The organism is Stutzerimonas sp. C6.4V (assembly GCF_058536345.1).
Genome location: NZ_JBZUBM010000001.1, coordinates 1,177,341 through 1,199,554, shown reverse-complemented (window position 1 = coordinate 1,199,554; position 22,214 = coordinate 1,177,341). Strand labels below are relative to the sequence as shown.

24 protein-coding genes and 2 tRNA genes are annotated in these 22,214 nt (G+C 57.3%); 13 read left to right on the top strand and 13 right to left on the bottom strand.

What is annotated here, in order from left to right; genetic code table 11:
• Nucleotides 1-133: 133 nt before the first annotated feature.
• The 5 genes from rplT to AC4LFW_RS05750 form a co-directional block, all read right to left on the bottom strand.
• Nucleotides 134-490 carry a 50S ribosomal protein L20 gene (rplT, locus tag AC4LFW_RS05770; protein ID WP_019339387.1) on the bottom strand — a complete coding sequence of 119 codons (357 nt, stop codon included), beginning with the start codon at nt 488-490 and terminating at the stop codon, nt 134-136.
• Nucleotides 491-517: 27 nt separating this feature from the next.
• Nucleotides 518-712 carry a 50S ribosomal protein L35 gene (rpmI, locus tag AC4LFW_RS05765; protein ID WP_019339386.1) on the bottom strand — a complete coding sequence of 65 codons (195 nt, stop codon included), beginning with the start codon at nt 710-712 and terminating at the stop codon, nt 518-520.
• 62 nt (nt 713-774) lie between these two features.
• Complete coding sequence (gene infC, locus AC4LFW_RS05760; protein ID WP_019339385.1) at nt 775-1,326, bottom strand: translation initiation factor IF-3; 552 nt, start codon at nt 1,324-1,326, stop codon at nt 775-777.
• Nucleotides 1,326-3,248 carry a threonine--tRNA ligase gene (thrS, locus tag AC4LFW_RS05755; RefSeq protein WP_491818239.1) on the bottom strand — a complete coding sequence of 641 codons (1,923 nt, stop codon included), beginning with the start codon at nt 3,246-3,248 and terminating at the stop codon, nt 1,326-1,328. The genes infC and thrS overlap by 1 nt, the downstream gene beginning before the upstream one ends.
• 221 nt (nt 3,249-3,469) lie before the next feature.
• Nucleotides 3,470-3,546, bottom strand: a tRNA-Val gene (locus AC4LFW_RS05750).
• Between the two features lie 171 nt (nt 3,547-3,717).
• Here AC4LFW_RS05750 and AC4LFW_RS05745 point away from each other — a divergent pair.
• Nucleotides 3,718-5,001 (top strand): NAD(P)/FAD-dependent oxidoreductase, encoded by a 1,284-nt coding sequence (locus AC4LFW_RS05745; protein WP_491818238.1) that lies wholly within the window; start codon nt 3,718-3,720, stop codon nt 4,999-5,001.
• Here the strand turns inward: AC4LFW_RS05745 and AC4LFW_RS05740 are convergent.
• Together AC4LFW_RS05740 and AC4LFW_RS05735 are read right to left on the bottom strand one after the other, a co-directional pair.
• Nucleotides 4,998-5,960, bottom strand: a complete 963-nt coding sequence (locus tag AC4LFW_RS05740) for a PA2778 family cysteine peptidase (protein WP_491818237.1) — start codon at nt 5,958-5,960, stop codon at nt 4,998-5,000. The two genes, AC4LFW_RS05745 and AC4LFW_RS05740, sit on opposite strands and share 4 nt — an antisense overlap.
• Nucleotides 5,957-6,343, bottom strand: a complete 387-nt coding sequence (locus tag AC4LFW_RS05735; RefSeq protein WP_491818236.1) for a PA2779 family protein — start codon at nt 6,341-6,343, stop codon at nt 5,957-5,959. Before AC4LFW_RS05735 ends, AC4LFW_RS05740 begins: the two co-directional genes overlap by 4 nt.
• Nucleotides 6,344-6,699: 356 nt before the next feature.
• On the opposite strand from AC4LFW_RS05735, the gene AC4LFW_RS05730 reads away from it, so the two are divergent.
• Both AC4LFW_RS05730 and AC4LFW_RS05725 read left to right on the top strand, forming a co-directional pair.
• Nucleotides 6,700-6,999 (top strand): I78 family peptidase inhibitor, encoded by a 300-nt coding sequence (locus AC4LFW_RS05730; RefSeq protein WP_491818235.1) that lies wholly within the window; start codon nt 6,700-6,702, stop codon nt 6,997-6,999.
• A 162-nt stretch (nt 7,000-7,161) separates the two neighbouring features.
• Nucleotides 7,162-7,590, top strand: coding sequence for a VanZ family protein (locus AC4LFW_RS05725; protein ID WP_491818234.1), 429 nt, complete (start codon nt 7,162-7,164; stop codon nt 7,588-7,590).
• 26 nt (nt 7,591-7,616) lie between these two features.
• Here AC4LFW_RS05725 and AC4LFW_RS05720 read toward each other — a convergent pair whose 3' ends face one another.
• The 3 genes from AC4LFW_RS05720 to moaB all read right to left on the bottom strand — a co-directional run bounded on the left by AC4LFW_RS05720 (nt 7,617) and on the right by moaB (nt 10,588).
• A complete protein-coding gene (locus AC4LFW_RS05720) occupies nt 7,617-8,648 on the bottom strand; it encodes an acyltransferase family protein (protein WP_491818233.1) in 1,032 nt (343 codons plus the stop codon).
• A gap of 180 nt (nt 8,649-8,828) precedes the next feature.
• The gene (locus AC4LFW_RS05715; protein WP_491820140.1) at nt 8,829-10,052 is read right to left on the bottom strand and encodes a molybdopterin molybdotransferase MoeA; all 1,224 of its coding nucleotides are present in this window, start codon (nt 10,050-10,052) and stop codon (nt 8,829-8,831) included.
• Nucleotides 10,049-10,588: a molybdenum cofactor biosynthesis protein B gene (gene moaB, locus AC4LFW_RS05710; RefSeq protein WP_491818232.1), complete on the bottom strand. Its 540-nt coding sequence runs from the start codon at nt 10,586-10,588 to the stop codon at nt 10,049-10,051. The genes AC4LFW_RS05715 and moaB overlap by 4 nt, the downstream gene beginning before the upstream one ends.
• A 66-nt stretch (nt 10,589-10,654) precedes the next feature.
• Here moaB and mobA point away from each other — a divergent pair, with 66 nt between their 5' ends.
• From mobA to AC4LFW_RS05695, 3 genes are all read left to right on the top strand, one after another.
• Complete coding sequence (gene mobA, locus AC4LFW_RS05705) at nt 10,655-11,257, top strand: molybdenum cofactor guanylyltransferase MobA (RefSeq protein ID WP_491818231.1); 603 nt, start codon at nt 10,655-10,657, stop codon at nt 11,255-11,257.
• Between the two features lie 49 nt (nt 11,258-11,306).
• Nucleotides 11,307-11,528 carry a YgdI/YgdR family lipoprotein gene (locus AC4LFW_RS05700; protein WP_491818230.1) on the top strand — a complete coding sequence of 74 codons (222 nt, stop codon included), beginning with the start codon at nt 11,307-11,309 and terminating at the stop codon, nt 11,526-11,528.
• Between the two features lie 89 nt (nt 11,529-11,617).
• Nucleotides 11,618-11,694, top strand: a tRNA-Pro gene (locus tag AC4LFW_RS05695).
• A gap of 149 nt (nt 11,695-11,843) precedes the next feature.
• On the opposite strand, the gene AC4LFW_RS05690 is transcribed toward AC4LFW_RS05695, so the two are convergent.
• Entirely contained in the window at nt 11,844-12,083 is a 240-nt protein-coding gene (locus AC4LFW_RS05690) for a glutaredoxin family protein (RefSeq protein WP_491818229.1), read from the bottom strand.
• A gap of 405 nt (nt 12,084-12,488) precedes the next feature.
• Here AC4LFW_RS05690 and AC4LFW_RS05685 point away from each other — a divergent pair, with 405 nt between their 5' ends.
• The 6 genes from AC4LFW_RS05685 (at nt 12,489) to AC4LFW_RS05660 (ending at nt 17,692) form a co-directional block, all read left to right on the top strand.
• On the top strand, nt 12,489-13,733 hold the full coding sequence (locus AC4LFW_RS05685) for an OprD family porin (protein WP_491818228.1): 1,245 nt from the start codon (nt 12,489-12,491) through the stop codon (nt 13,731-13,733).
• A gap of 240 nt (nt 13,734-13,973) precedes the next feature.
• Nucleotides 13,974-14,378: an ElaB/YgaM/YqjD family protein gene (locus AC4LFW_RS05680; RefSeq protein ID WP_491818227.1), complete on the top strand. Its 405-nt coding sequence runs from the start codon at nt 13,974-13,976 to the stop codon at nt 14,376-14,378.
• 17 nt (nt 14,379-14,395) lie between these two features.
• Nucleotides 14,396-14,776 carry a phage holin family protein gene (locus tag AC4LFW_RS05675; RefSeq protein WP_491818226.1) on the top strand — a complete coding sequence of 127 codons (381 nt, stop codon included), beginning with the start codon at nt 14,396-14,398 and terminating at the stop codon, nt 14,774-14,776.
• Complete coding sequence (locus AC4LFW_RS05670; RefSeq protein ID WP_491818225.1) at nt 14,773-15,072, top strand: hypothetical protein; 300 nt, start codon at nt 14,773-14,775, stop codon at nt 15,070-15,072. Before AC4LFW_RS05675 ends, AC4LFW_RS05670 begins: the two co-directional genes overlap by 4 nt.
• Nucleotides 15,073-15,260: 188 nt before the next feature.
• Nucleotides 15,261-16,592, top strand: coding sequence for a deoxyguanosinetriphosphate triphosphohydrolase (locus tag AC4LFW_RS05665; RefSeq protein ID WP_491818224.1), 1,332 nt, complete (start codon nt 15,261-15,263; stop codon nt 16,590-16,592).
• Between the two features lie 68 nt (nt 16,593-16,660).
• Nucleotides 16,661-17,692: an FUSC family protein gene (locus tag AC4LFW_RS05660; RefSeq protein WP_491820138.1), complete on the top strand. Its 1,032-nt coding sequence runs from the start codon at nt 16,661-16,663 to the stop codon at nt 17,690-17,692.
• Here AC4LFW_RS05660 and AC4LFW_RS05655 read toward each other — a convergent pair.
• Nucleotides 17,682-18,026 (bottom strand): YggL 50S ribosome-binding family protein, encoded by a 345-nt coding sequence (locus AC4LFW_RS05655; RefSeq protein WP_491818223.1) that lies wholly within the window; start codon nt 18,024-18,026, stop codon nt 17,682-17,684. The genes AC4LFW_RS05660 and AC4LFW_RS05655 overlap by 11 nt on opposite strands.
• Before the next feature lie 219 nt (nt 18,027-18,245).
• Here AC4LFW_RS05655 and dacB point away from each other — a divergent pair, with 219 nt between their 5' ends.
• Nucleotides 18,246-19,748: a D-alanyl-D-alanine carboxypeptidase/D-alanyl-D-alanine endopeptidase gene (dacB, locus tag AC4LFW_RS05650; RefSeq protein ID WP_491818222.1), complete on the top strand. Its 1,503-nt coding sequence runs from the start codon at nt 18,246-18,248 to the stop codon at nt 19,746-19,748.
• A 62-nt stretch (nt 19,749-19,810) separates the two neighbouring features.
• Here the strand turns inward: dacB and rlmKL are convergent, their stop codons facing one another.
• A complete protein-coding gene (gene rlmKL / locus AC4LFW_RS05645) occupies nt 19,811-21,997 on the bottom strand; it encodes a bifunctional 23S rRNA (guanine(2069)-N(7))-methyltransferase RlmK/23S rRNA (guanine(2445)-N(2))-methyltransferase RlmL (RefSeq protein ID WP_491818221.1) in 2,187 nt (728 codons plus the stop codon).
• Nucleotides 21,998-22,214: the final 217 nt, after the last annotated feature.

The window sequence follows — 22,214 nt, the reverse complement described above, 5'->3', positions numbered from 1 at the left end:
GCACCCGGCGCCGATATCGAGTTGCCAAGATGCTTTTTTGCAAATGCCCCTTCAAATACGAAATAGGGGAAGAGCACAAGGCTCTTCCCCTATCAGTGTCACTACGAATCCGAAGACCCGATTGTCGATGGGCTTAGGCTAGAGAAGCTTTGGCTTTTTCGACAATTGCAGCAAAAGCTGCTTTTTCGTTCACTGCCAGCTCGGCCAGAACCTTACGGTCGATCTCGATGGCTGCTTTTTTCAGGCCAGCGATGAAACGGCTGTAGGACAGACCGTTTACACGCGCACCGGCGTTGATACGAGCGATCCACAGAGCGCGGAACTGACGCTTCCGCTGACGGCGGTCACGGTAGGCATACTGGCCAGCCTTGATCACCGCCTGCTTGGCAACACGGAACACACGCGAACGAGCGCCGTAATAGCCTTTGGCGAGTTTCAGAATTTTCTTGTGACGGCGACGAGCGACGACGCCACGCTTAACACGAGCCATGAGTTATTCCTCTGAGTCTTGACCGAATTAACGAACGCGCAGCATGCGCTCTACTTTTGCGTTGTCAGACGGGTGCATCAGAGATGTACCACGCAGCTGACGCTTACGCTTGGTAGACATTTTGGTCAGGATGTGGCTCTTGAAAGCGTGCTTGTGCTTGTAGCCATTCGCCGTCTTTTTGAAGCGCTTCGCAGCGCCACTTTTAGTCTTCATCTTTGGCATGTTCGGTACTCCACAGTGTGGGTGATTTCAAATAACCGCAAGGCCTGCCAGTGCCCTGGTGGTTACTTTTTCTTCTTGGGAGCGATGACCATGATCAGCTGGCGTCCTTCCATCTTTGGATGCTGTTCGACCGAACCGTATTCAGCCAGATCACCTTCGACCCGCTTCAACAGTTCCATCCCCAGCTCCTGATGCGCCATCTCACGACCGCGGAATCTCAACGAAACCTTGGCCCTGTCCCCGTCACTCAGGAAACGTACCAGATTGCGTAGCTTGACCTGGTAGTCGCCCTCTTCCGTCCCTGGACGAAACTTTACTTCTTTAACCTGAATCTGCTTCTGGTTCTTCTTCGCTGCAGCGACCTGCTTCTTCTTTTCAAAGAGGTGCTTGCCGTAATCCATGATCCGGCATACCGGAGGAACCGCGTCGGCGGAAATTTCCACCAGATCCAACTTGGCTTCTTCAGCTATACGAAGCGCTTCATCAATCGAGACGATGCCAACCTGCTCGCCATCAGCACCAATCAAACGGACCTCACGAGCCGAGATATTCTCGTTGATCGGGGCCTTGGGTGCAGCTCGTTTATCCTGTCTCATTTCACGCTTAATAGTCATTACTCCAATTCTTGGCGACCACGCCGGGAAACCGCTTGTGTCAGCAGCTGCGTAAAGTCATCTAGGGGCATGGAGCCCAGGTCGACGCCTTCACGGGTGCGCACAGCAACGGCTCGTGTCTCTACTTCCCTGTCTCCAATAACCAAGAGATAGGGAACCTTGAGCAAGGTATGCTCGCGGATTTTAAAGCCGATCTTTTCGTTTCTCAAGTCGGACTTGGCACGGAAGCCGCTTTGGTTGAGTGTTTTCTCCACTTCCAATGCGAAATCAGCCTGCTTGTCGGTGATATTCATTACGACGGCCTGGGTCGGTGCCAGCCATGCAGGGAATGCCCCTTCGTAGTGCTCGATCAGAATGCCGATGAAACGCTCAAACGAACCCAGGATCGCACGGTGCAACATCACCGGATGCTGACGATCGTTGTTCTCACTGACGTATTCCGCGCCCAGGCGTATCGGCAGGTTGAAATCGAGCTGAAGGGTACCGCATTGCCAGACGCGACCCAAACAGTCCTTTAAAGAGAATTCGATTTTCGGTCCGTAAAATGCACCTTCGCCGGGCTGCAGATCGTAGGGCAGACCTGCGCTATCGAGCGCAGCAGCAAGGGCCGCCTCGGCGCGATCCCATAGATCATCAGAACCGACTCGTTTCTCAGGCCGGGTCGACAGCTTGAGCTCGATGTTTTCGAAGCCGAAATCGGCATAGACCGCGAGCGTCAGCTTTATGAAAGCAGCCGATTCGGTCTGCATCTGTTCTTCCGTACAGAAGATATGCGCATCGTCCTGGGTAAAGCCACGCACACGCATGATGCCGTGCAAGGCGCCCGAGGGCTCATTGCGATGACAGGCCCCAAACTCAGCGAGGCGCAGCGGCAGTTCGCGATAACTTTTAAGCCCTTGGTTGTACACCTGCACGTGACAAGGGCAGTTCATCGGCTTGATCGCGTAGTCGCGGCTCTCCGACTCGGTGGTAAACATGTTCTCGGCGTAGTTCGCCCAATGTCCGGACTTCTCCCAGAGGCTGCGATCTACGACCTGCGGAGTCCGAATCTCCTGGTAACCATTATCACGCTGCACGCCGCGCATGTACTGCTCGAGGACCTGATAAAGGGTCCAGCCATTTGGATGCCAGAACACCATTCCCGGCGCTTCTTCCTGGGTATGGAACAGGTCCAGACGCTTGCCGATCTTGCGATGGTCGCGCTTTTCGGCCTCTTCGATGCGCTGGATGTAGGCTGCGAGCTGCTTCTTGTCAGCCCATGCGGTGCCGTACACGCGCTGCAGCTGTTCGTTCTTCGCATCGCCACGCCAGTAGGCGCCTGACAGCTTGGTCAGCTTGAATGACTTGAGAAAGCGTGTGTTAGGCACATGCGGGCCACGGCACATATCCACGTATTCTTCGTGGTAATACAGCCCCATCGCCTGCTCATCAGGCATGTCCTCGACCAGACGCAGCTTGTAATCCTCACCGCGCGATTGGAACACCTCGATGACTTCGGCGCGCGGCGTGACCTTCTTGATCACGTCATACTCGGTGTCGATCAGCTGCTTCATGCGCGCTTCGATCGCCGCCATGTCATCGGGAGTAAACGGCCGCTCGAAGGCGATATCGTAATAGAACCCCTCAGCTATGACCGGTCCGATTACCATCTTCGCCGACGGATAGAGCTGCTTGACGGCGTGCCCAACCAGATGCGCGCAAGAGTGGCGAATGATCTCCAGCCCTTCCTCATCCTTCGGCGTGATGATCTGCAGACTCGCGTCGCTCTCGATCAAATCACAGGCATCGACCAGTCGACCGTTCACCCTGCCGGCAAGGGTGGCTTTTGCAAGGCCCGCACCGATGGACTTTGCCACCTCGGCGACAGAAACGGGATGATCGAACGAACGCTGACTACCGTCAGGAAGAGAAATGGTGGGCATGGCGCCTCCTCTCCTAGTGGTGACCCCTACCAAAGGCCACGTGGGTTGGGATGAGCCAGGAAAGCGACCCGCTGAATAACCTGCCGTACTCTGGCAGGAGCTTAAGGCTGATCGACACGGACCGAACTCACTGGAAATATGGGCACGGATGCTTTCAGAAAGCCGCCGCACTGACAAGCAAGGCATAAAAAAAGGGTCGCTAGCGCGACCCTTTTCGGAATTGGTAGGCACAATTGGATTCGAACCAACGACCCCCACCATGTCAAGGTGGTGCTCTAACCAACTGAGCTATGTGCCTCCGATGGACGCGCATTCTAGAGATTCGCGCAGAGCAGTCAAGCTTTTTTCGCTAACTCTCTGATATCAGTAATTTTTGAAGGCCAAGATGTTCATCTCTTGCCTCCCTATGGCCAGAGTACGCTGGGAACGCTAGCATCAGCGTCAATTATTCAGAACAGAGGGTATCAGAATGCCGCACACCACCTATCCCTCTTCATATTATGCCGCCTCGGCGAATCCCACACCGCACCGGGAAACACTGGCCAGCCAGGTCGAAGCCGACGTCTGTGTCATAGGCGCTGGCTATACGGGACTGTCGACCGCCTTGTTTCTTCTTGAGCATGGTTTTCGGGTGGTCGTGTTGGAAGCAGCCCGGGTTGGCTTTGGCGCATCCGGGCGTAATGGCGGGCAGATCGTCAACAGTTACAGCCGTGACATTGACAGCATCGAACGCAGCGTCGGCACCAATGAAGCCCGACTAATCGGCGCAATGGCCTTTGAGGGTGGCCAGATAATTCGTGAACGCATCGAGCGCTACGGGATTGAATGCGACCTCAAGGATGGAGGCGTATTCGCCGCATTCAATGCGAAGCAGTTAAAGCATCTCGAAGCGCAGAAGTCCCTATGGGAGCGTTACGGCTATCGACAGCTTGAGCTTCTTGACCGCCAGGGCATCAGAAATGTAGTGGCCTGCGAGCGCTATCTCGGCGGCATGCTCGACCATGGGGGTGGCCACATCCATCCACTGAACCTCGCACTGGGTGAAGCGGCGGCGATCGAATCTCTGGGCGGGTCCATATACGAACAGAGCGCTGCGATCCGTATCGATAGAGGGGATTCTCCGTGCGTGCATACGGAGCAGGGGCATGTAAATGCAAAATTCGTGGTCGTGGCTGGCAATGCTTACCTTGGAGGGCTGGTACCGGAACTCGCAGCGAAATCGATGCCGTGCGGCACACAAGTTATCGCCACCGAACCACTTCCAGAAGAGCTGGCTAATAGTCTGTTGCCGCAGGATTACTGCGTCGAAGACTGCAACTACCTGCTGGACTACTATCGCCTATCCGCGGACAAACGCCTGATCTATGGCGGCGGTGTGGTTTACGGCGCACGTGACCCTGCTGACATCGAATCGATCATCCGACCCAAGATGCTCAAGACCTTTCCGCAACTTGCGAGCATCAAGACAGACTTTGCCTGGACGGGTAACTTCCTTATGACGCTGTCACGCCTGCCCCAGGTCGGCAGGCTTGGCAACAACATCTATTATTCCCAAGGGTGCAGCGGGCACGGCGTCACCTACACCCACGTGGCGGGAAAGGTGCTTGCCGAGGCATTGCGAGGGCAAGCGGAACGCTTTGATGCCTTTGCCAGCCTGCGGCATTACCCGTTTCCGGGTGGACACAGCTTGAGCGCCCCACTCAGTGCAATTGGCGCCGCCTACTACAGCCTGCGTGACCGGCTCGGCTTCTAGCGCTCAGTGGTTGGAAGGCATTGAGGGAGTCTGTTACACGCGGGCCCTTCGCTTGAGCCAACCACTGACGGGTGACCCCTGAAGCGGCTGTCATTCGGTTTCAGCCTGGCGGCGCACTGACGTGCCTCGTATGCCTGCGTCGCGCACCCCTGCTCCGCCAGAATCTGCGACAGGTTGAACCAGGCCGCAGCAAACCCGCTCTCCTTTGCCACGCTTCGACGCAGCGCCCGCTCCGCAAATTGCTTGTCGCCAAGGACATATTCGACGTTACCCAACGCGAACCACGATAGGTGCCCTGCCCAGCGCCTGGTTGCTGCCTCGTATGCGCGTCTGGCGCTCTCGATATGTCCGGTCTGCTCGAGATCACTTGCAGCCTTGAGCCAGCTTCCCTCCTCAGCCGTAGCGGGAATATCAGTGGGTTCAACCATCACCAAAGCCCAGCGGTCACCTTTCGCCCAGCTGCGTATGAAGCTACGGAAACTGCCCTCCCAGCGGCGGGTTGTGCCGGATCGCAAGATGACGGACTGACTGCTGAGGTCATAACCTATGACCACTGCGAAGTGCCATTGCGGCAGACGATCAAAGCCCAGGTTCTGCAGTACCAGTACCGGGTTACCCGCCGCAACTTCCGCCAGCACCGCCTCCAGGTTCGGCGCCAACGGGTAGACCACCAGTTCATGAGCGCGGGCGGCAGCTACCATTTCGACCTGTAGGCTGCCCTTTCGCTCGGGTATGTAGACCTGCTCGACAAGCTGCTCCGGCGTCACGCCGATCTTGCGGTGGACCAACATAGTAGCCAGCGCGGCAGGGCCGCACTGGTAGGCTTGCTGAGGATAGAAAGGAACGCTGGCCAGCTCGACGTGCTCAGGCAGCTGCGCGTCTCCGATCGGCACCACCGGAATACGTGCACAGGCCCCGAGCAGACCGAGAGACAGCAGCAGCAGTACTGCTCGAATCAACGATTTATACAGTTGACGAAATTGAAGATATTGGTGGCGCACAACATATCCGTAATGATGAAGACCACCAGAAACAGCACGATGATGCCTACAACACCGGCACCCGCCGGAGCCTCATCCAGTTGTTGGTTGAACTGAGCCAACTCAGCCGGCGTCAAGCTGTTGATTCGCTTTTCGACCTGGTCACGCTCAACACCCATGGAGACCAGTTTTTCCTGAACACCCTTATCGTCCAACATCGTCAGCAATTGCTGGCGATCAACCTGCTGCTGATGCTCAGCAATGACTTCCGGCGTACCGATCATGGCCGCCTGCGCCAGGGGAAGCTGTGCGAACAACATAAAATGGATGGCAGCCAGGACGCTGGCCACGCGCTTGATCATCGACGACTTGAGCATGGTGAAACTCCTTATCTTTTATTGTCCTGTGCATATCGCCAAGGACCGTCAGCACTAAGACGTGGCCGAAAGCGTGGCAGTTCCGTCGTCGAACATCTTATCGCGTGGCCAAAGCCTGTCTGAACAGGACCTGTCTTCATTCGGATTGCTGCCTGATGCCACCGCGTTGAAATCGGAAGGTCGCTAAAACGTTCGATTGCAGCGCTTGAATAGCTAAACCGTGTGCAACTCATCCACATTGCGAGACGACTCCTGTTGCGTCTTACGGCCATAACGGACCCTTGCTCACCGACCAGCCAGATTCTCAAACCTACCCTTGACCTTTAATTCAGGAGAACCCCATGCGCCAAATCCACGCTTTTTGCATCCTCGTGCTCAGCGGCGTCCTGTTTGGCTGTCAGACAAAAGCCCCGGACCAGGCCACAGGCGACGCCAGTGATGATTGCAACGCTTCAGCTGCACATCATCTGATCGGTGAACAAGCAACCCCCGCCGTGCTTGATCAAGCACGCCGAGAAAGCGGGGCCGGGACGGCTCGAATAGTTCGCCCCGGTGACATCGTTACGCTGGAATACAACTACCAGCGCCTGACATTGGTTACCAACGAGGATCTCGTCATCGAACGCATAGGCTGTGGTTAGGCAATATGCCACCGCTGGTCGCTCCGAAGGACTAGGTCTCCAATCAGTATTTGAATGCATTGACAGTCGGCGGTTAGGCTATAGGCGGCATATTGCCACTACGCCGGCGGACAGCTTTGACAACCGTGGCCGCCAGCGACCCCCATCAAGCGAGCCGATAACATGAAGTACAGAAAACTACGCAGGGTGATGCCATTCGGGTTGGCCGTGCTGTTTCTTACTACGATGGCGCTGAAGACCACGCCGACCGGAGAGCTTTATCACGGAGCGGACAAGCTATATCACTGGATCGGCTTCAGCGTGCTTACCTACACCGCCCACCTCGCTTTTCCTCGTGTCAGGCCGGGCTCACTATTTCTCTGGACCATGATAGGTGGTGCATCAATAGAACTTCTGCAGGCGCTATCCCCGTCACGAACCCCTTCCCTTGCGGACATGACAGTAAACATCGTTGGCATCCTGACTGGTCTTGCCGCCACGCAACTGAAGCCCGCCAAACCACTGGAGCGAGGCCGACGCCGCCGTCACTCATACAACGGTACGAAGCGCCGGCGCTCCGAAAGCACACCTCAAAAGGAAAAGTTTTCCTGAGCGTAACTGTTACCCAGAAGTCATAGCTAGTTGGTAGCGAGCCGACGCGCACATAAAACCGTGGCAGAAACAGCCTTTGGCGGAGCAAAAAGAAAGTGCAGCTTGAGGCGCTTCACCAATAGCTGCGCAACGAGAGGCGCCGCAAGCCCTACCAGCGTACCTGCTATAAGGTGAGCAGGTATTGAATCGATGCCCATGAACGAGGCCATTAACACACGCACGCCACTACCAGCCAAAATATGCATCAGGTAGATGGTCATCGACGATGCCCCGATAAACAGTACCCACTCGATGCGAACCCGACCCAGCCACATCGACGCTGCGACGATGAACAGGATCGAGACGATCGCCAGCGCCAGAACAGGCCACCCGCCGACTTCCCAGTTCAAACCAAAGGTGACGTGAAACAGATACTGGCCTGCTACGAACAACGCGCCAAACAGGCAGGTAAGCAGAATATAGCGCGCTAGAAAGAACGCTTTGATCTCGTTGAACCAGATGCCAAGTGCAAAAAACACCGCGTTGGCATAAATGAAACGTGTCCAGTTACCGGTAGCAAGATCCTGCTTGAATATGTACAGCAAACCGAACCCAAGCAAGATAGACAAAAAAAGCCGACGATCCGCTCGGGCATAGACGAAAGAGCACACCACAAATACCAGAAACAACGCATACAGAAACCAGAACTGTGCCCGCGGCGACCATAGCAAGGAGAGCACTTCTCCCAGCGACACCTGCCCGTTGGTGTAGTTGGATAGCACTACCTCAAGCAGGCCCTGCAGCAGCGACCACACAATAAACGGATATACAATCGTATCGACCTTATTAAGGATGAGTCCCGTTTTCCCGCGCTTCATCAGTGAGTCGTAGAAAAACAATCCTGACAAAAAGAAAAATAGCGGCATGTGGAAGCTATAGATAATGCTGTCCACTAGAACAAAACGGCCTTCTTCCATTGGCAAGCCGGCGTTGAAAACGCCGCGAGCGACATGCCCGTAAACCACGAGGATGATCCCGATGGCCTTGGCATAGTCGACCCAGGCATTTCTCTCCTGCATCACAAATCTCCTGTCTATGGATAATCCGGCCCCTTCCTAGCTGTTACGAGCCGGATGGGAAAGGTAGACAATCGAATCTGCGATCTGTTTGTCGCTGGAGAACACCAACGGCATTGGCAGCAAAACAGCGGTCGCCCGCTAGTCGCTAGCCAGGTTGCAGCCTCAAAGCAAGACGCGGCTTTAATGCATCAAACCAATCTCTGCGAAAGGAATAAACGAAACCGGATCACCCTGTTGAAGCTTACGGTGCTCCCTCACCTCAACCAGCCCATCTGCCCATGCTGCGCTGCGTAACATTGAAGAGCTCTGATTGGGATACAAAACTGCCCTTCCCGCTTCAAGCCGCGCGCGCAAGTATTCGCGGCGGTGCCCAGGCTTGTCCCAACTGAAACCCGCCGGAACCTCAAAACTTAAGGGTGCCGGAGAGGACATGCCCATCCTCCGAAGGAGATAGGGTCGAGCCAGCAAACCAAAAGTAACCAGAGTCGAAGCCGGATTTCCTGGCAGTCCGATTACCGGAACGCTCTTGTAGCGGCCGCAGGTCAATGGCTTTCCGGGCTTGATTGCAAGCTTCCAGAACGACAACTCCCCCTCGTCCCGCAAAACCTTGCCAAGAAAATCGGCCTCGCCAACCGAAACCCCTCCGGTCGACAGGATGAGGTCAGCCGTACCAAGCTGCGACAAGCAGGCACGTACACGGTCGAGATTGTCGGGCACGATGCCCTTATCCAATACCACACATCCCAGGCGTTCCAACCATCCACACAGCATGACGCGGTTGCTGTTGTAGATCTGCCCGGGAGCGAGTGGGATACCCGGTTCGACCAGTTCATCTCCGGTAGAAAGCAGCGCGACCCTAAGTTTTCTGGAAACGGCAATGTGCGTCAGCCCCAAAGAAGCGGCAAGACCAAGCTCTACCGGGCCGAGACGAGTCCCTGCTTGCAGGACGGTTTCGCCCCGGCACAGTTCACCTGCCTGGGGCCTGACATGCTGACCGACTCTAGCCTGCTCGACGAAACGCACCCGGCCGTCAGCCAGTACTTCCGTGTTTTCCTGCATCTCCACGCTATCCGCCCCCTCGGGCAGTGGCGCGCCAGTGAAAATACGCGCACAGCAGCCAGGCTGCAGCGGCTGCGGTTGGCTGCCGGCGAAGATCGTCTGGCACACCACCAATGGTTGTTCCCTCAGATCAGCCTGACGGAACGCATATCCATCCATGGCGCTGTTCGGCCACGGCGGCAAATCCATGTCCGAAACCAAGGGCCTCGCCAGGACCCTGCCGAGGGCATCGGCTAATGCGACCTCCTCAATCTCCCGGACAGGCGCTTCATCTGCCAACCGCAGCAGTGCTTCAAGCGCGTCGTCGACCGATATCAACCCAGCCGCTGGCGTTACCCTGGTCACGAACGAGTCTCGCAAGGCGCAGCCTGCTTGAGATGAGGGACAAAATTGCACGGCCGATGGCGCGCGTCGAGCTGTTCAGCAAGGATGCCATCCCAGGCGGTTCGACAGGCATTGGTCGACCCAGGAAGGCAGCACACCAGCGTTGCGTTCGACAGACCTGCCAACGCGCGGGACTGCACGGTCGAGGTGCCGATGTCGCCAAGGGATATCTGTCGGAAAAGCTCGCCAAACCCGTCGACTTCCTTGTCAAGAAGACAACGGACTGCCTCTGGCGTACTGTCGCGCGCGGTAAAACCAGTCCCGCCAGTTATTAGTACAACCTGCACCTCGTCCTCGGAGATCCATGTCGCCACCTGCGCGCGGATACGGTAGAGATCATCCTTGAGCAACACGCGCGCCGCGAGACGATGGCCGGCCGCAAGCAAACGATCGACGAGTAGCTGTCCAGACGTATCGGTGTCGGGCGACCGGGTATCACTGACGGTCAAAACGGCGATGTTCAAAGGTACAAAGCACTGATCAGCAAGATGGCTCATAAACGAATTCCGTTTATTGGTATTTAATGTGGGGTGTTATATCACAGGCTTTTATCGGAGCACTTGATGCCACCAAATCAGTCGTTTAACTGTTCCATATTGCTGCTGGCAGGAGGGCAAGGCCGGCGAGTGGGCGGTCAAGACAAAGGCTTGATCGACTGGCATGGAAAGCCGTTGATCGCCTGGGTGCATCAGGTAGCAAGGCCGCTGACAGACGAAATACTCATTTCATGCAACCGCAACCAGCAGCGTTACGCCTCATACGCCGACCGCCTGGTCGCCGATCAAGAACCAGACTTTCCAGGTCCCCTGACGGGCATAAGGGCCGGGCTAGCTGCTGCAAGCCATAGCCAAATGCTGGTGCTTCCCTGTGATACGCCACTGGTCGATACAGCGCTGCTGACGCAATTGCTGGCCTACGCATACGAAGAGCCCAGCCTGCCAGTCATGCTCCGGCGCGGCAACCAATGGGAACCCCTTTTCTGTGTCATACCTGCCGGGCTGGCCACCGACATCGAGCAAGCGTGGCATGCGGGAGAAAGAAGCAACCGCGAAATATTGTTGAGGCTGGGTGCTCGCAGCCTGGACATCCGCAAGGATGATCCTCGCCTGGCCAATCTGAACTCGCCTGTTCTGCTCGCAGGGCAATCGCCACGCCAGGGAACTTAGCCTTCGCGCACGTCGTCACAAACGCAACAATCACCTGAGGGGAATGAACATGCGCGCAGGACCCGGCCCTACCTTGGCTTTGCTGATCGGATTTTCGGTGCTGGCTGGCTGCTCGAGCCCCAGCGTTATCACGCTGAATGACGGTCGTGAAATCCAGACACTCGATAGACCTGACTACGATGAGGATTCCGGCTTTTACGAGTACGAAGGCATCGACGGCAAGCCAGGGCAAGTAAACAAGGATCAGGTACGTACTGTTCAGGAACTATGAACGCCAGCCTGAAGATCCAGCGAGCCCGTAAAAAGCGTCATCCGGAAGCTTGTGGCCCAAAAGATTTTCTGTAAAATGCGCGCCATCTTCGGAGCGTAGCGCAGCTTGGTAGCGCGTCTCGTTCGGGACGAGAAGGTCGCTGGTTCGAATCCAGTCGCTCCGACCAAAATCCCGATATCCAGACTCTAGTCTGGATGCAAAAACCGGCTAATCGCCGGTTTTTTTCGTTTAGGTAATCAGCCTTCACACGCTGCATCACGCCCCCAATACGTTGAGCGGTGCGCCGCACCTGGTCGGCTCACTGCAGCTGAACGCCTACCGTTGCAGAAACCATACGACCTGCTCTATTTCGAAAGGCCAATCGAGTTCAGCCGCCGTATCCACGCGCCGCAGGACCGGTATTCGCAAGCCGTAGTCTTCGACCCATTCCGACTGTTCTGCGATATCGAGCAATTCGACCATCAGCCCGTGCTCGACCAGAGGCAACAGTACTGCCTCGGCCTGCTCGCACAGGTGGCAGCCGAGTGTTCCGAAAAGTTGGCATTCAGGAAGCATGGCAATGGCTCGACATTCATAATGCGTCAATCTTAGCAGCCTCAGCATGCAGCCGTTCTTTCCCGACTTTCCTCTCAGCACGGTGTAGATCACACGGAAAATGTGAACCTGGACCCACTCAAACGACGGTTTGATTTATGGGTTCGACTAGCGACCAGCAAAACGCTAGGATGCGCCAGCCCAAGCGGCCGAAGAGCCAGTGGGCCGGACGTGTAAGGTCGCGCATCGGTAGCGAAGCTTGATAATCATCAAGTCTGCGAACTACGACTGCCGAGCGAAATCACCGACACCCCGGGATTAAGCCTTAAAGACTAATGTCTAAAGGCTTTAACAACTGTGTAGTGCTTTATTGCATGGCGCCGTTAGAGCGACTTCAGAGCATCATCCAACGAGGAGACATAAGAAATGCTCAAGACCCCAATCGCCCGGGGCGTGGCACTTGCCACTCTGGGAGCAACACTGGCAATTCCTACCCTGGCCCAAGCTGCCTTTATCGAAGACACCAAAGCTGGTCTGGAACTGCGTAACTTCTACATGAACTCGGATAACCGCTCTGTACCATCGACTTCTCAGTCGAAGAGCGAGGAATGGGCGCAAGGCTTCCTGTTCAGAGCACAGTCTGGTTATACCGAAGGTACGGTTGGTTTTGGCGTAGATGCGTTAGGCCTTTTGGGAGTCAAGCTGGACTCTGGACGTGGTCGTACGGGAACAGGCCTGCTTCCTGTAGATAATGATGGCTCTGCTCCAACTGAATATTCCGAACTGGGCCTGACCGCCAAAGCCAAGATTTCCAACTCGATCCTGAAAGTCGGAACACTCGAGCCTAAGAACATGGCGGTTGCTCGCAGCGACTCTCGTCTGCTTCCGCAAACCTTCAAAGGTGGCCAACTCGTCTCCGAGGAGATCAAGGGACTGACGCTTGATCTTGGTTATCTAACCGAAGTGAACGAGCGCAATGACTCCCACTACGAAGATCTGAAAGGCTCCCTCAAGGGTGGTACGACAGTCGACGAGATTGACAACTTTCTCTTCGCCGGCGCCAGCTACAAGCTGCTAGACAACCTGACTGGTAGCTACTACTACAGCAACTTGGAAGAAGCTTACAAGCAGCATTCTTTTAACCTTGTGCACGTACAGCCGCTGGGTGAAGGACAATCCCTGAAAACCGATCTGCGTTATGCACGTTCGAGTGATGATGGTTCGTCGACCGTAGATAACAAGGCTCTCGGCGGTATGGTGACCTACTCGGTTAGTGGACACAGCTTCGGTATTGCCTATCAGGAAATGAAAGGTGACACCGGTTTTGCCTACCTGAATGGTACCGACCCCTTCCTCGTCAACTACGTCATGATCGCTGCAGACTTTGCCAACGCCGATGAAAAGTCCTGGCAAGCGCGGTACGACTATAACTTCGCGTCCATCGGCATTCCCGGCTTGACCTTCATGACTCGCTATGTGACCGGCGACGACTTTGGCGCAGGCGGAAACAGCAAGGAATGGGAACGCGACACCGACATCGCATACGTCTTCCAGGACGGCGCCCTGAAAAATCTGGGCGTTAAATGGCGTAACGGGACCTATCGCAGCAACAGTACACGCGATATCGACCAGAACCGCTTAATCGTCAGCTACACCATCCCGCTGATGTAATAGCGACTGACTGCGAATTTTTGCAGTATCAAAGAAACCCGCTTCGGCGGGTTTCTTGCTTTTCGCTACTGAGCGAACAGTGCATTCTCGGGGACGTCTGCCATTAATCTGAACCGAGCCCACTCGACGATCGAGATCGTTCACTCACTGCAAACGAAACGGGAACCTTAGGCAACTACGCTGCTCGAAGCTTGAGACACCGGGACGACTTGTCCCCGCGAGACTCAAGAGGAGCTGCAGATGTCTACCGAATCGACTTTCGGCACCAACGACACAACGCCGATTCCAGATGGAACTACCGGAACCACTCAATCATCACTGATCGACAAATCGGCCCATCGACGCAATCTGCAGGCGGCACAGAGCGCGCTGATCGATGAGTTCCGCACCTTGATCGGTGACACCGAGCGCCTGCTCAAGCATACCCAGGACACCGCCGGCACCCAGACCGAAGAATTGCGTGGAAAGATCAACGCCAACCTCGGCCGTGCTCGCCAGATGCTGACCGAACAGGAAAGCTCCTTGCGGCAGCAAGGCCAGGCCGCGATTCAGTGCACAGAAGAATATGTTCACACGCACCCATGGCAATCTATCGGCATCGCTGCTGGGGTCGGCTTTCTTCTCGGCCTGGTTACCCGTCGCTGATGTGGGGAGAAAACCCTATGGAATCCAATCATCCGGATGAAGCACCCGCGCCTTCTCTGAAGAAAATGGGCGGTGCCCTTGCCGGTCTCGTGCAAGGGCATCTGGAATTGGTTGGTATCGAGATTCAGGAGGAGCGAACCCGCGTATTCAAGCTGTTTCTTCTAGCCAGCATCAGCTTGATCCTAGGTTTGTTGATTCTTGTCGGCCTGTCCGCTGCCATCGTTATCGCTTTCTGGGAAAGCAACCCCATCGCAGCGATCATCGTTCTGTGCCTGCTGTATGGCGTCGCCATGTCGCTTTGCATCAGCCAGGCGATGCGGCTCGCCAAGGAAAGCGCGTCGCCCTTCCAGGCGACAGTCGAAGAACTTGCTCGCAATCGGGAACGGTTACTGCCATGAGCCTGCCTCTCAGCACATCCAGCGATCTAGCCATGCGCAAGGACCTGATCCGCTTGCGCATGGAAATGAACCGTCAGCAGCTCCTCTACCACTCCCAGCCGCTTACCCACCCCTTCCAGCGGATCAAGGGCATGGTGAGCCATCGTACGAGCACCGAGCATCACTTGAGCAAAGGGCCGATCATGATCGCTGCCACGCTGGCGCTGACGCTTTTCGGACGACGTCTCGGCAAAGTTGGCAAGCTGGCACGACTGGGCATAACGCTCTACCCCTTGTTGCGTCGGCTGCGCCATTGACAGGCAGTACCAGAGGCGGTGGTGAGCTGATGTAACCCCGCCTCTTCTTTCCGTATGGTCTCGGGCAAGACAAGTCTGTACGCTGGCTCACGCATTTTCCACAGTGTGCACCATCGCTCGCCCGCTTGACGGTGCCTTTCGCATTGCGCTGGAAACCGTGACCATTTACGGCAACGAGGAGATTGTTCTTGGACTGGCAAACCCTGCTTACACGTGAACGGCTCGGAAAGCCGATCCACAGCAATGAGGAGCTGGGTCGAAGTCCTTTCCATAAAGACCACGACAGAATCATATTTTCTGGCGCGTTCCGCCGCCTCGGGCGCAAGACCCAGGTGCACCCTGTATCCAGCAACGATCATATCCATACCCGGCTGACCCATTCGCTGGAGGTCAGCTGCGTGGGTCGCTCGCTGGGGATGCGAGTCGGCGAGGTCCTGCGTGAGGAAATGCCGGAGTGGTGCAGTCCTGCAGACCTCGGCATGATCGTCCAGTCGGCCTGTCTTGCACACGACATCGGCAACCCGCCCTTTGGCCATTCAGGTGAAGATGCCATCCGCTACTGGTTCCAACAGGCGGCTGGTCGTGGCTGGCTGGATGACATGAGCGATGCGCAACGAGCGGATTTCCTTCACTTCGAAGGCAATGCCCAGGGCTTCCGGGTGTTGACCCAGCTTGAGTACCATCAATTCGATGGCGGCACACGGCTTACATATGCCACCCTGGGGACCTACCTCAAATATCCCTGGACATCTCGCCATGCCGAAGCCCTGGGGTACAAGAAACACAAGTTTGGCTGCTACCAGAGCGAGCTTCCGCTTCTTGAACAGATTGCCTCGAAACTTGGCCTCCCTAAGCTGGACGAGCAGCGCTGGGCGCGGCATCCACTGGTCTATCTGATGGAGGCAGCAGACGACATCTGCTACGGCCTGATTGATCTGGAGGACGGTCTGGAGATGGAGCTGCTGGACTATGCAGAGGTCGAATCACTGTTGCTGAGCCTGGTCGGTGATGACCTTCCGGAAACCTACCGCCAACTAGGCCCCGGTGATTCGCGCAGGCGCAAGCTGGCCATCCTCCGTGGCAAGGCCATCGAGCATCTCACCAATGCCGCGGCGCGGGCTTTTGTGGAGCAGCAAAAGGCGTTGCTGGCCGGTGAGCTTGTAGGTGATCTGGTTGAGCACATGCACGGGCCGGCCAAGACCTGTGTCCTGCAGGCCAAGGCCATGGCCAGAGAGAAGATCTTCCAGGACAAACGAAAGACGCTGCACGAGATCGGTGCCTATACCACGCTCGAAATATTGCTTAACGCGTTCTGCGGTGCCGCTCTGGAGCAACATGGAGGCCGGACGCCTTCATTCAAGAACCGCCGTATTCTCGACCTGCTTGGCAGCAACGCGCCCGACCCGGCATGGCCGCTGTATCGCTCGTTCGTGCGGATGATCGACTTCATCGCGGGCATGACAGACAGCTACGCGACCGAGATGGCTGGAGAAATGACCGGACGTTCCAGCCCTACGTGAGAAAGATGAAGAAACCCCTGTGGCACAGACTTGGCTGGCATCCGGGACGTCCTGCCTGGGGGGCAGCCATGGTTGCCGGCCTCGGTTGCGCATTGCCCCTTCTGCTCGGGCTGTTCAGCGGTCATACGGGCTTTCTCTGGGCAACAGTGGGCGCCTTCCAGGCCGCGAAAGCAGACCCGCTGCACCGTCTGGGCATGTTGCGAATGCTGCTATTGATTGCGCTGGGCGCCACCAGCGCAGGGCTTGGATTCTGGTCAGCCCCTCATCCCTGGGCCAGTCTTGGTTTATTCGCATTCTACGGATTGTTGCTGGCGTGGTTGCAACGCTATGGCAGTGAGGCTGGGAAACTGGGCATCGGCCTTGCCATATGCCTGTGCCTTGGCCAGGGTCAGTACGGGATAGGTGATTTCAACAATCCACAGGCGATTGCCGTGCTGTTTGCACTGGGCGGGTTGTGGGTCACCCTTCTGGCCTTTGGCCTGCGAGGGATGCACGGACTGCGCATGTGGCCCTACATGCCGAGGCTGCTCAGCCTGCTCAAGGTCATGCGGCGACACGCCCGGCGGACACCGATTCGCCAGTGGCGGCTGCATGCCCTGACCTATCTGCTGGCAACTGCGGCCGGGGGGCTTATCGTCACCCTTGCCGATCTCCCACGTGGGTATTGGTTGACCCTCGCGGTCTTCACGACCTTGCAGATGGATCTGCAACGCAGCCTCGTGCGAGCGTTGCAGGCAAGCCTCGGAATACTCTGCGCGGCGGCAGTGCTGATCTACATGGGCCACAGCCTGGCCGATCCACCGATGATGGTGATGATCATGCTGCCATTGGTGATGTTTAGCCGCGCATTCCAAGCACATCACTACGGGCTTTTTGTTCTGCAGACGACGCTGAGCTTCCTGTTGCTGGCCGAAACCCTGGCTCAGGACTGGGACCTTCCACAGCTACGCCTGATCAACGCCACGATCGGCGTCGGCGTTGCCCTGGCAGTTACCTTGCTGGTGCAACTGTTGCGTCGACTGACCGCCCGAACGCTTTTGCGCCGAGACAGGCGATCAACCGATACCGATCAGGGCAAGGACAACTCGATCACGCCTTAGCGTTGATCTCGTTTTCGGGGTACCAGACATCCATCAGCGGACTGACGCTGAACTCGGACAGCTCTTCGCGCCCTTTCAGCCAGGCCTCTACTTGGCCGCGCTGCTCCTCTGAAACCGAACCGCGGCGAGCCAGGCAAACGAAGCCGTAGTCTTCACCGCCAACGTAACCCAGCCCATTGTGTTCAATTGCGTCATTCAGGAAGGCCTCGAGGAAAGCGTCCACGGCCTTCCCATCGAGCCCTTCACGGTAGGTCAGGTTGATCTCAAAACCCAATTCCTGGAATTCATCGACACAGAGTTTCTTGCGCAAGCGACGCGAGCGATTGGTAGCCATTGAACGGTCCTTTATCTTTACTGGATGACGGCGCGCACTCTAACAGCAACCTTAGGCTTGTGCGATGACAGCGCATTCCTGCGACTGGCTCGACGGTCACAACTCCCTTTGCAGACCATACCGAACGCCGGCTACGCTTGTCGGACGAGAAATGCGCTGCCTCCTGGCGACGGGCATAATGCTCCGTCACTTCTTCCCTGAACGCTGTAGGGAATTCCCATGTCGAGTATGTCTGGCATCGTTACACCGACTTGCAGAAGTCGGAACACCTTTCGCAATCGCATTCTTGGCGGCCTTGCCATTGCCGCGCTGACGTTTCCGGTCGTCGCCGAAACGGTCGTGCAGACCCTGCCGTCACGTGTCGCACAGGCCTTGAAAGCAAACAAGATCGAGAGCAGTGCGCTGTCTGTGGTCATGCTGCCACTGAATGGCAACGCCTCGCCGACCTTCTTCAACGCTGACGTCTCGGTGAATCCCGCATCGACGATGAAGCTGGTCACGACCTACGCCGCACTCGAGCTGCTCGGCCCTAACCATCAGTGGAAGACGGAATTCTACGTTGACGGGCCGGTAGAAAACGGCACCTTGAACGGCAACCTCTACCTCAAGGGCGGAGGTGACCCAAAGCTGAACATGGAGAAGCTCTGGTTGTTGTTGCGCGACCTGAGAGCGAATGGCGTCCAGACGGTAACGGGCGATCTGATCCTGGATCGCAGCCACTTCGTCCAGCCTGCACTGCCGGTGTTTGATGACGATGGCAACGACAAGAACAAGCCCTTCCTGGTGGGACCGGATTCGCTGCTGGTCAACCTGAAGGCACTGCGGTTCATCGCCCGCAATGACAACGGGCGCACCAGCGTGATCGCCGAGCCGCCCATTGCCTCGGTGCGCATAGACAATCGCATCCAGTCGCTGCCCAAGGCCAAATGCCCAGGCTGGCCGGACATTCGCTACAACCCGGTTAACGATGCAGGCGGCACGACAGTAGTGGTCACCGGCAAGCTGCCAGTGGGTTGCAGTGGCCAGACCTACCTGTCCCTGCTCGATCATCCAGGTTATGCAGCAGGCGCTGTACGCGCCATCTGGAAGGAACTGGGCGGGGCTATCCTGGGCGCGGATCAGGTTTCCCAGGTGCCAGACTCGGCGCGCATGATCGCCCGGGCTTATTCTCCGGATCTGGTCGAGATCATTCGGGACATCAACAAGTACAGCAACAACACCATGGCGCGGCAGTTGTTTCTTAGCCTCGGTGCCGAGTTCCGTAACGAGTCGGATGCCGATGACGCCAAGGCTGCACAGCGGGTCATCCGCCAATGGTTGGCGAAGAAGGGGCTGATTTCGCCTCACCTTGTCATGGAAAACGGATCTGGTCTGTCCCGTGCCGAACGGGTCAGTGCACGAGAGATGGCCAGCCTGTTGCAGGCTGCCTGGCAAAGTCCTTACGCGGCTGAGTTCATCTCTTCGATGCCGCTGGCCGCGCTTGACGGCACCATGCGCAAGCGCCTGCGCAACACAGGAGTCGCCGGCAAGGCGCATATCAAGACAGGCACGCTGAACACGGTACGCGCCATTGCCGGCTATAGCCGAGACAACGACGGCAATACCTGGGCTGTCGTTGCGATACTCAACCACCCGCGCCCCTGGGGAGCGTCAGCAGTGCTGGATCAGGTGTTGGTCAGTTTGTACAACCAGCCAGGCAATCAAAGCACCGCACAGCGTTAGCGACAGACGCCGACGGCAAGGCCGTTCGGCGCTGTATGCCTCTACACACGCCCCCCCTGACCTTAGCGCGCCTGAAGCTTCCAGGCGCGGTGGATCCTGCTGTTGCGACGGAAGTCTTCATCCAGCGTCGTGGCGGTTATTTCCTCTACGACGTAACGCTCGGCAACGCCTGGATCAAGCACGAACTTGCGGAAGTTGTTGGAAAAGTACAGGGTGCCGCCGCTCGCCAGACGCGCCATGGCCAGGTCGAGCAAGGCGACGTGGTCGCGCTGGACATCGAACACGCCTTCCATGCGCTTGGAATTGGAGAAGGTTGGCGGATCGATGAAGATCAGGTCGTATTCACCGCGATCTTCTTCTAGCCAGGCCATGACGTCAGCCTGCTCGAGGCGCTGGCGATCGGATAGGCCGTTGAGCGCCAGGTTGCGCCGCGCCCAATCCAGGTAGGTCTTGGACAGGTCTACGCTGGTGGTGCTGCGAGCGCCGCCCTTGGCCGCATGCACCGTGGCCGTCGCGGTATAGCAGTAAAGGTTCAGAAAGCGCTGGCCTGCCGCTTCGCGCTGAATTCGCATCCGGATCGGCCGATGGTCGAGAAACAGGCCGGTGTCCAGGTAGTCGGTAAGATTGACCAGCAGCTTGACGCCGCCTTCTGCGACTTCGAGAAAATCACCCTGGCTCGCCTGACGCTCATATTGACGCGTACCGCTCTGGCGCTCGCGACGTTTGACCACCACCTTGGAGCGGGAGATACCCAGCGCTTGCGGTATCGCACCGAGTGCATCGTACAGCCGCGCCTGGGCTTTTTCAGGGTCGATCGAACGTGGCGGCGCGTATTCCTGGACGTGCACCCAGTCGCCATACAGATCGATCGCCAGGGCGTATTCAGGCATATCGGCATCATAGAGCCGATAGCATTCAATTCCCTCCCGCCGCGCCCACTTGCCAAGCTGGCGCAAGTTCTTTTGCAAGCGGTTGGCGAACATCTGCCCGCCCTCGCTGAGTCGGGCCAACTCCTGCGCGGGCTCCGGGTCAGCCTGCGGTGCAGGCGAAGCGGAAGAAGATCGCTGTCCCGTGACGAACTGGTCAAGGTCGACCTTGATCAGCAGGAGCTTGCACGGCAGTGCACCATTCCAGAAGGCGTATTGCTTGTGACTGCGAACCCCCATGCGTTTGCCCAGATCAGGCGCAGAGGTCAGTACGGCAGCTTCCCAGCCCAGGCAAGCCTGGCGCAGACGCTCGCCGAGATTCTGGTACAGGTAGACCAGGCTGGCTTCGTCGCCCAAGCGCTCACCGTATGGAGGGTTACAGATCACCAGGCCTTTCTGGTTCTGGTCGGGGCGCGGCTCGAATGTCGCCACGTCGCCCTGATAGACACGGATCCAGCTGGCCAGTCCGGCGCGTTCGATGTTATTTCGGGCGGGCTGGATCAGGCGCGGATCGGCTTCGTAGCCGCGGATCCACAACGGTGGCCTGGCCATCCCGGCATCGGCGCGTGCTTGTGCTTCGGCGTGTAGACGCGACCACAGCGCCGGGACATGGCCCAGCCAGGCGGAAAAGCCCCAACGCTCACGACGCAGGTTGGGTGCAATATCCGCTGCCATCATTGCCCCTTCGACGAGAAAGGTTCCGACACCGCACATGGGGTCCGTCAACGCACCGCCCTGCGCAGCGATCCGCGGCCAGCCCGCGCGTATCAGCACGGCGGCCGCCAGGTTCTCCTTGAGCGGCGCGGCGCCTTGCTGCAAACGGTAACCGCGCTGGTGCAGGCTGTGTCCGGAAAGATCCAGAGACAGGACGGCCTGGCCACGATCCAGTCGCAGATGCACGCGCACGTCCGGGTTCAGCTTGTCCACGCTGGGCCGCTCACCTGACGCCGTGCGGAGCCGGTCCACGATGGCATCCTTGACTTTCAGGGCGCCGAAATGGGTGTTGTCGATGCCCGAACCGTTGCCGCTGAACTCCACCGCCAGGCTACCGGTGGCTTCGAGATGTTCAGCCCAGTCGATTCGGTAGACGCCGTCATACAGCGTATCGGCGTTTTCTGTAGCGAAACGATCGAGCACGAGCAACACGCGGTTGGCGAGCCTTGACCACAAGCACAGGCGATACGCCACTTCCATGCTGCCAGCGCCACGAATCGCGGCGGTCTGCTCGCGGGCATCTTCCAAGCCAAGCTCGACGGCCTCGGCAAGCAACAGGCTTTCCAGCCCCTTGGGACAGGTCAGGATAAGTTCGTGTCGATCAGTCATGGGGTATCCCAGAAAAATGTTCATTCAGGCCGCGCCTGGAGGAGCTGGCCTGGCTTGGAAAAGATCGGTATCCGCAAATATCACGGCTGTTGTCGGTATCGCCAATCTACTGGTGCTGCGCAAACCTTTGTATGGTGGGCCTTATGGGTGCGGCCACGGTTTGGTTACGTCCTTATGACAAAACGATCGTTCCCGCGCCGGGCCCATTGCGTTAGAA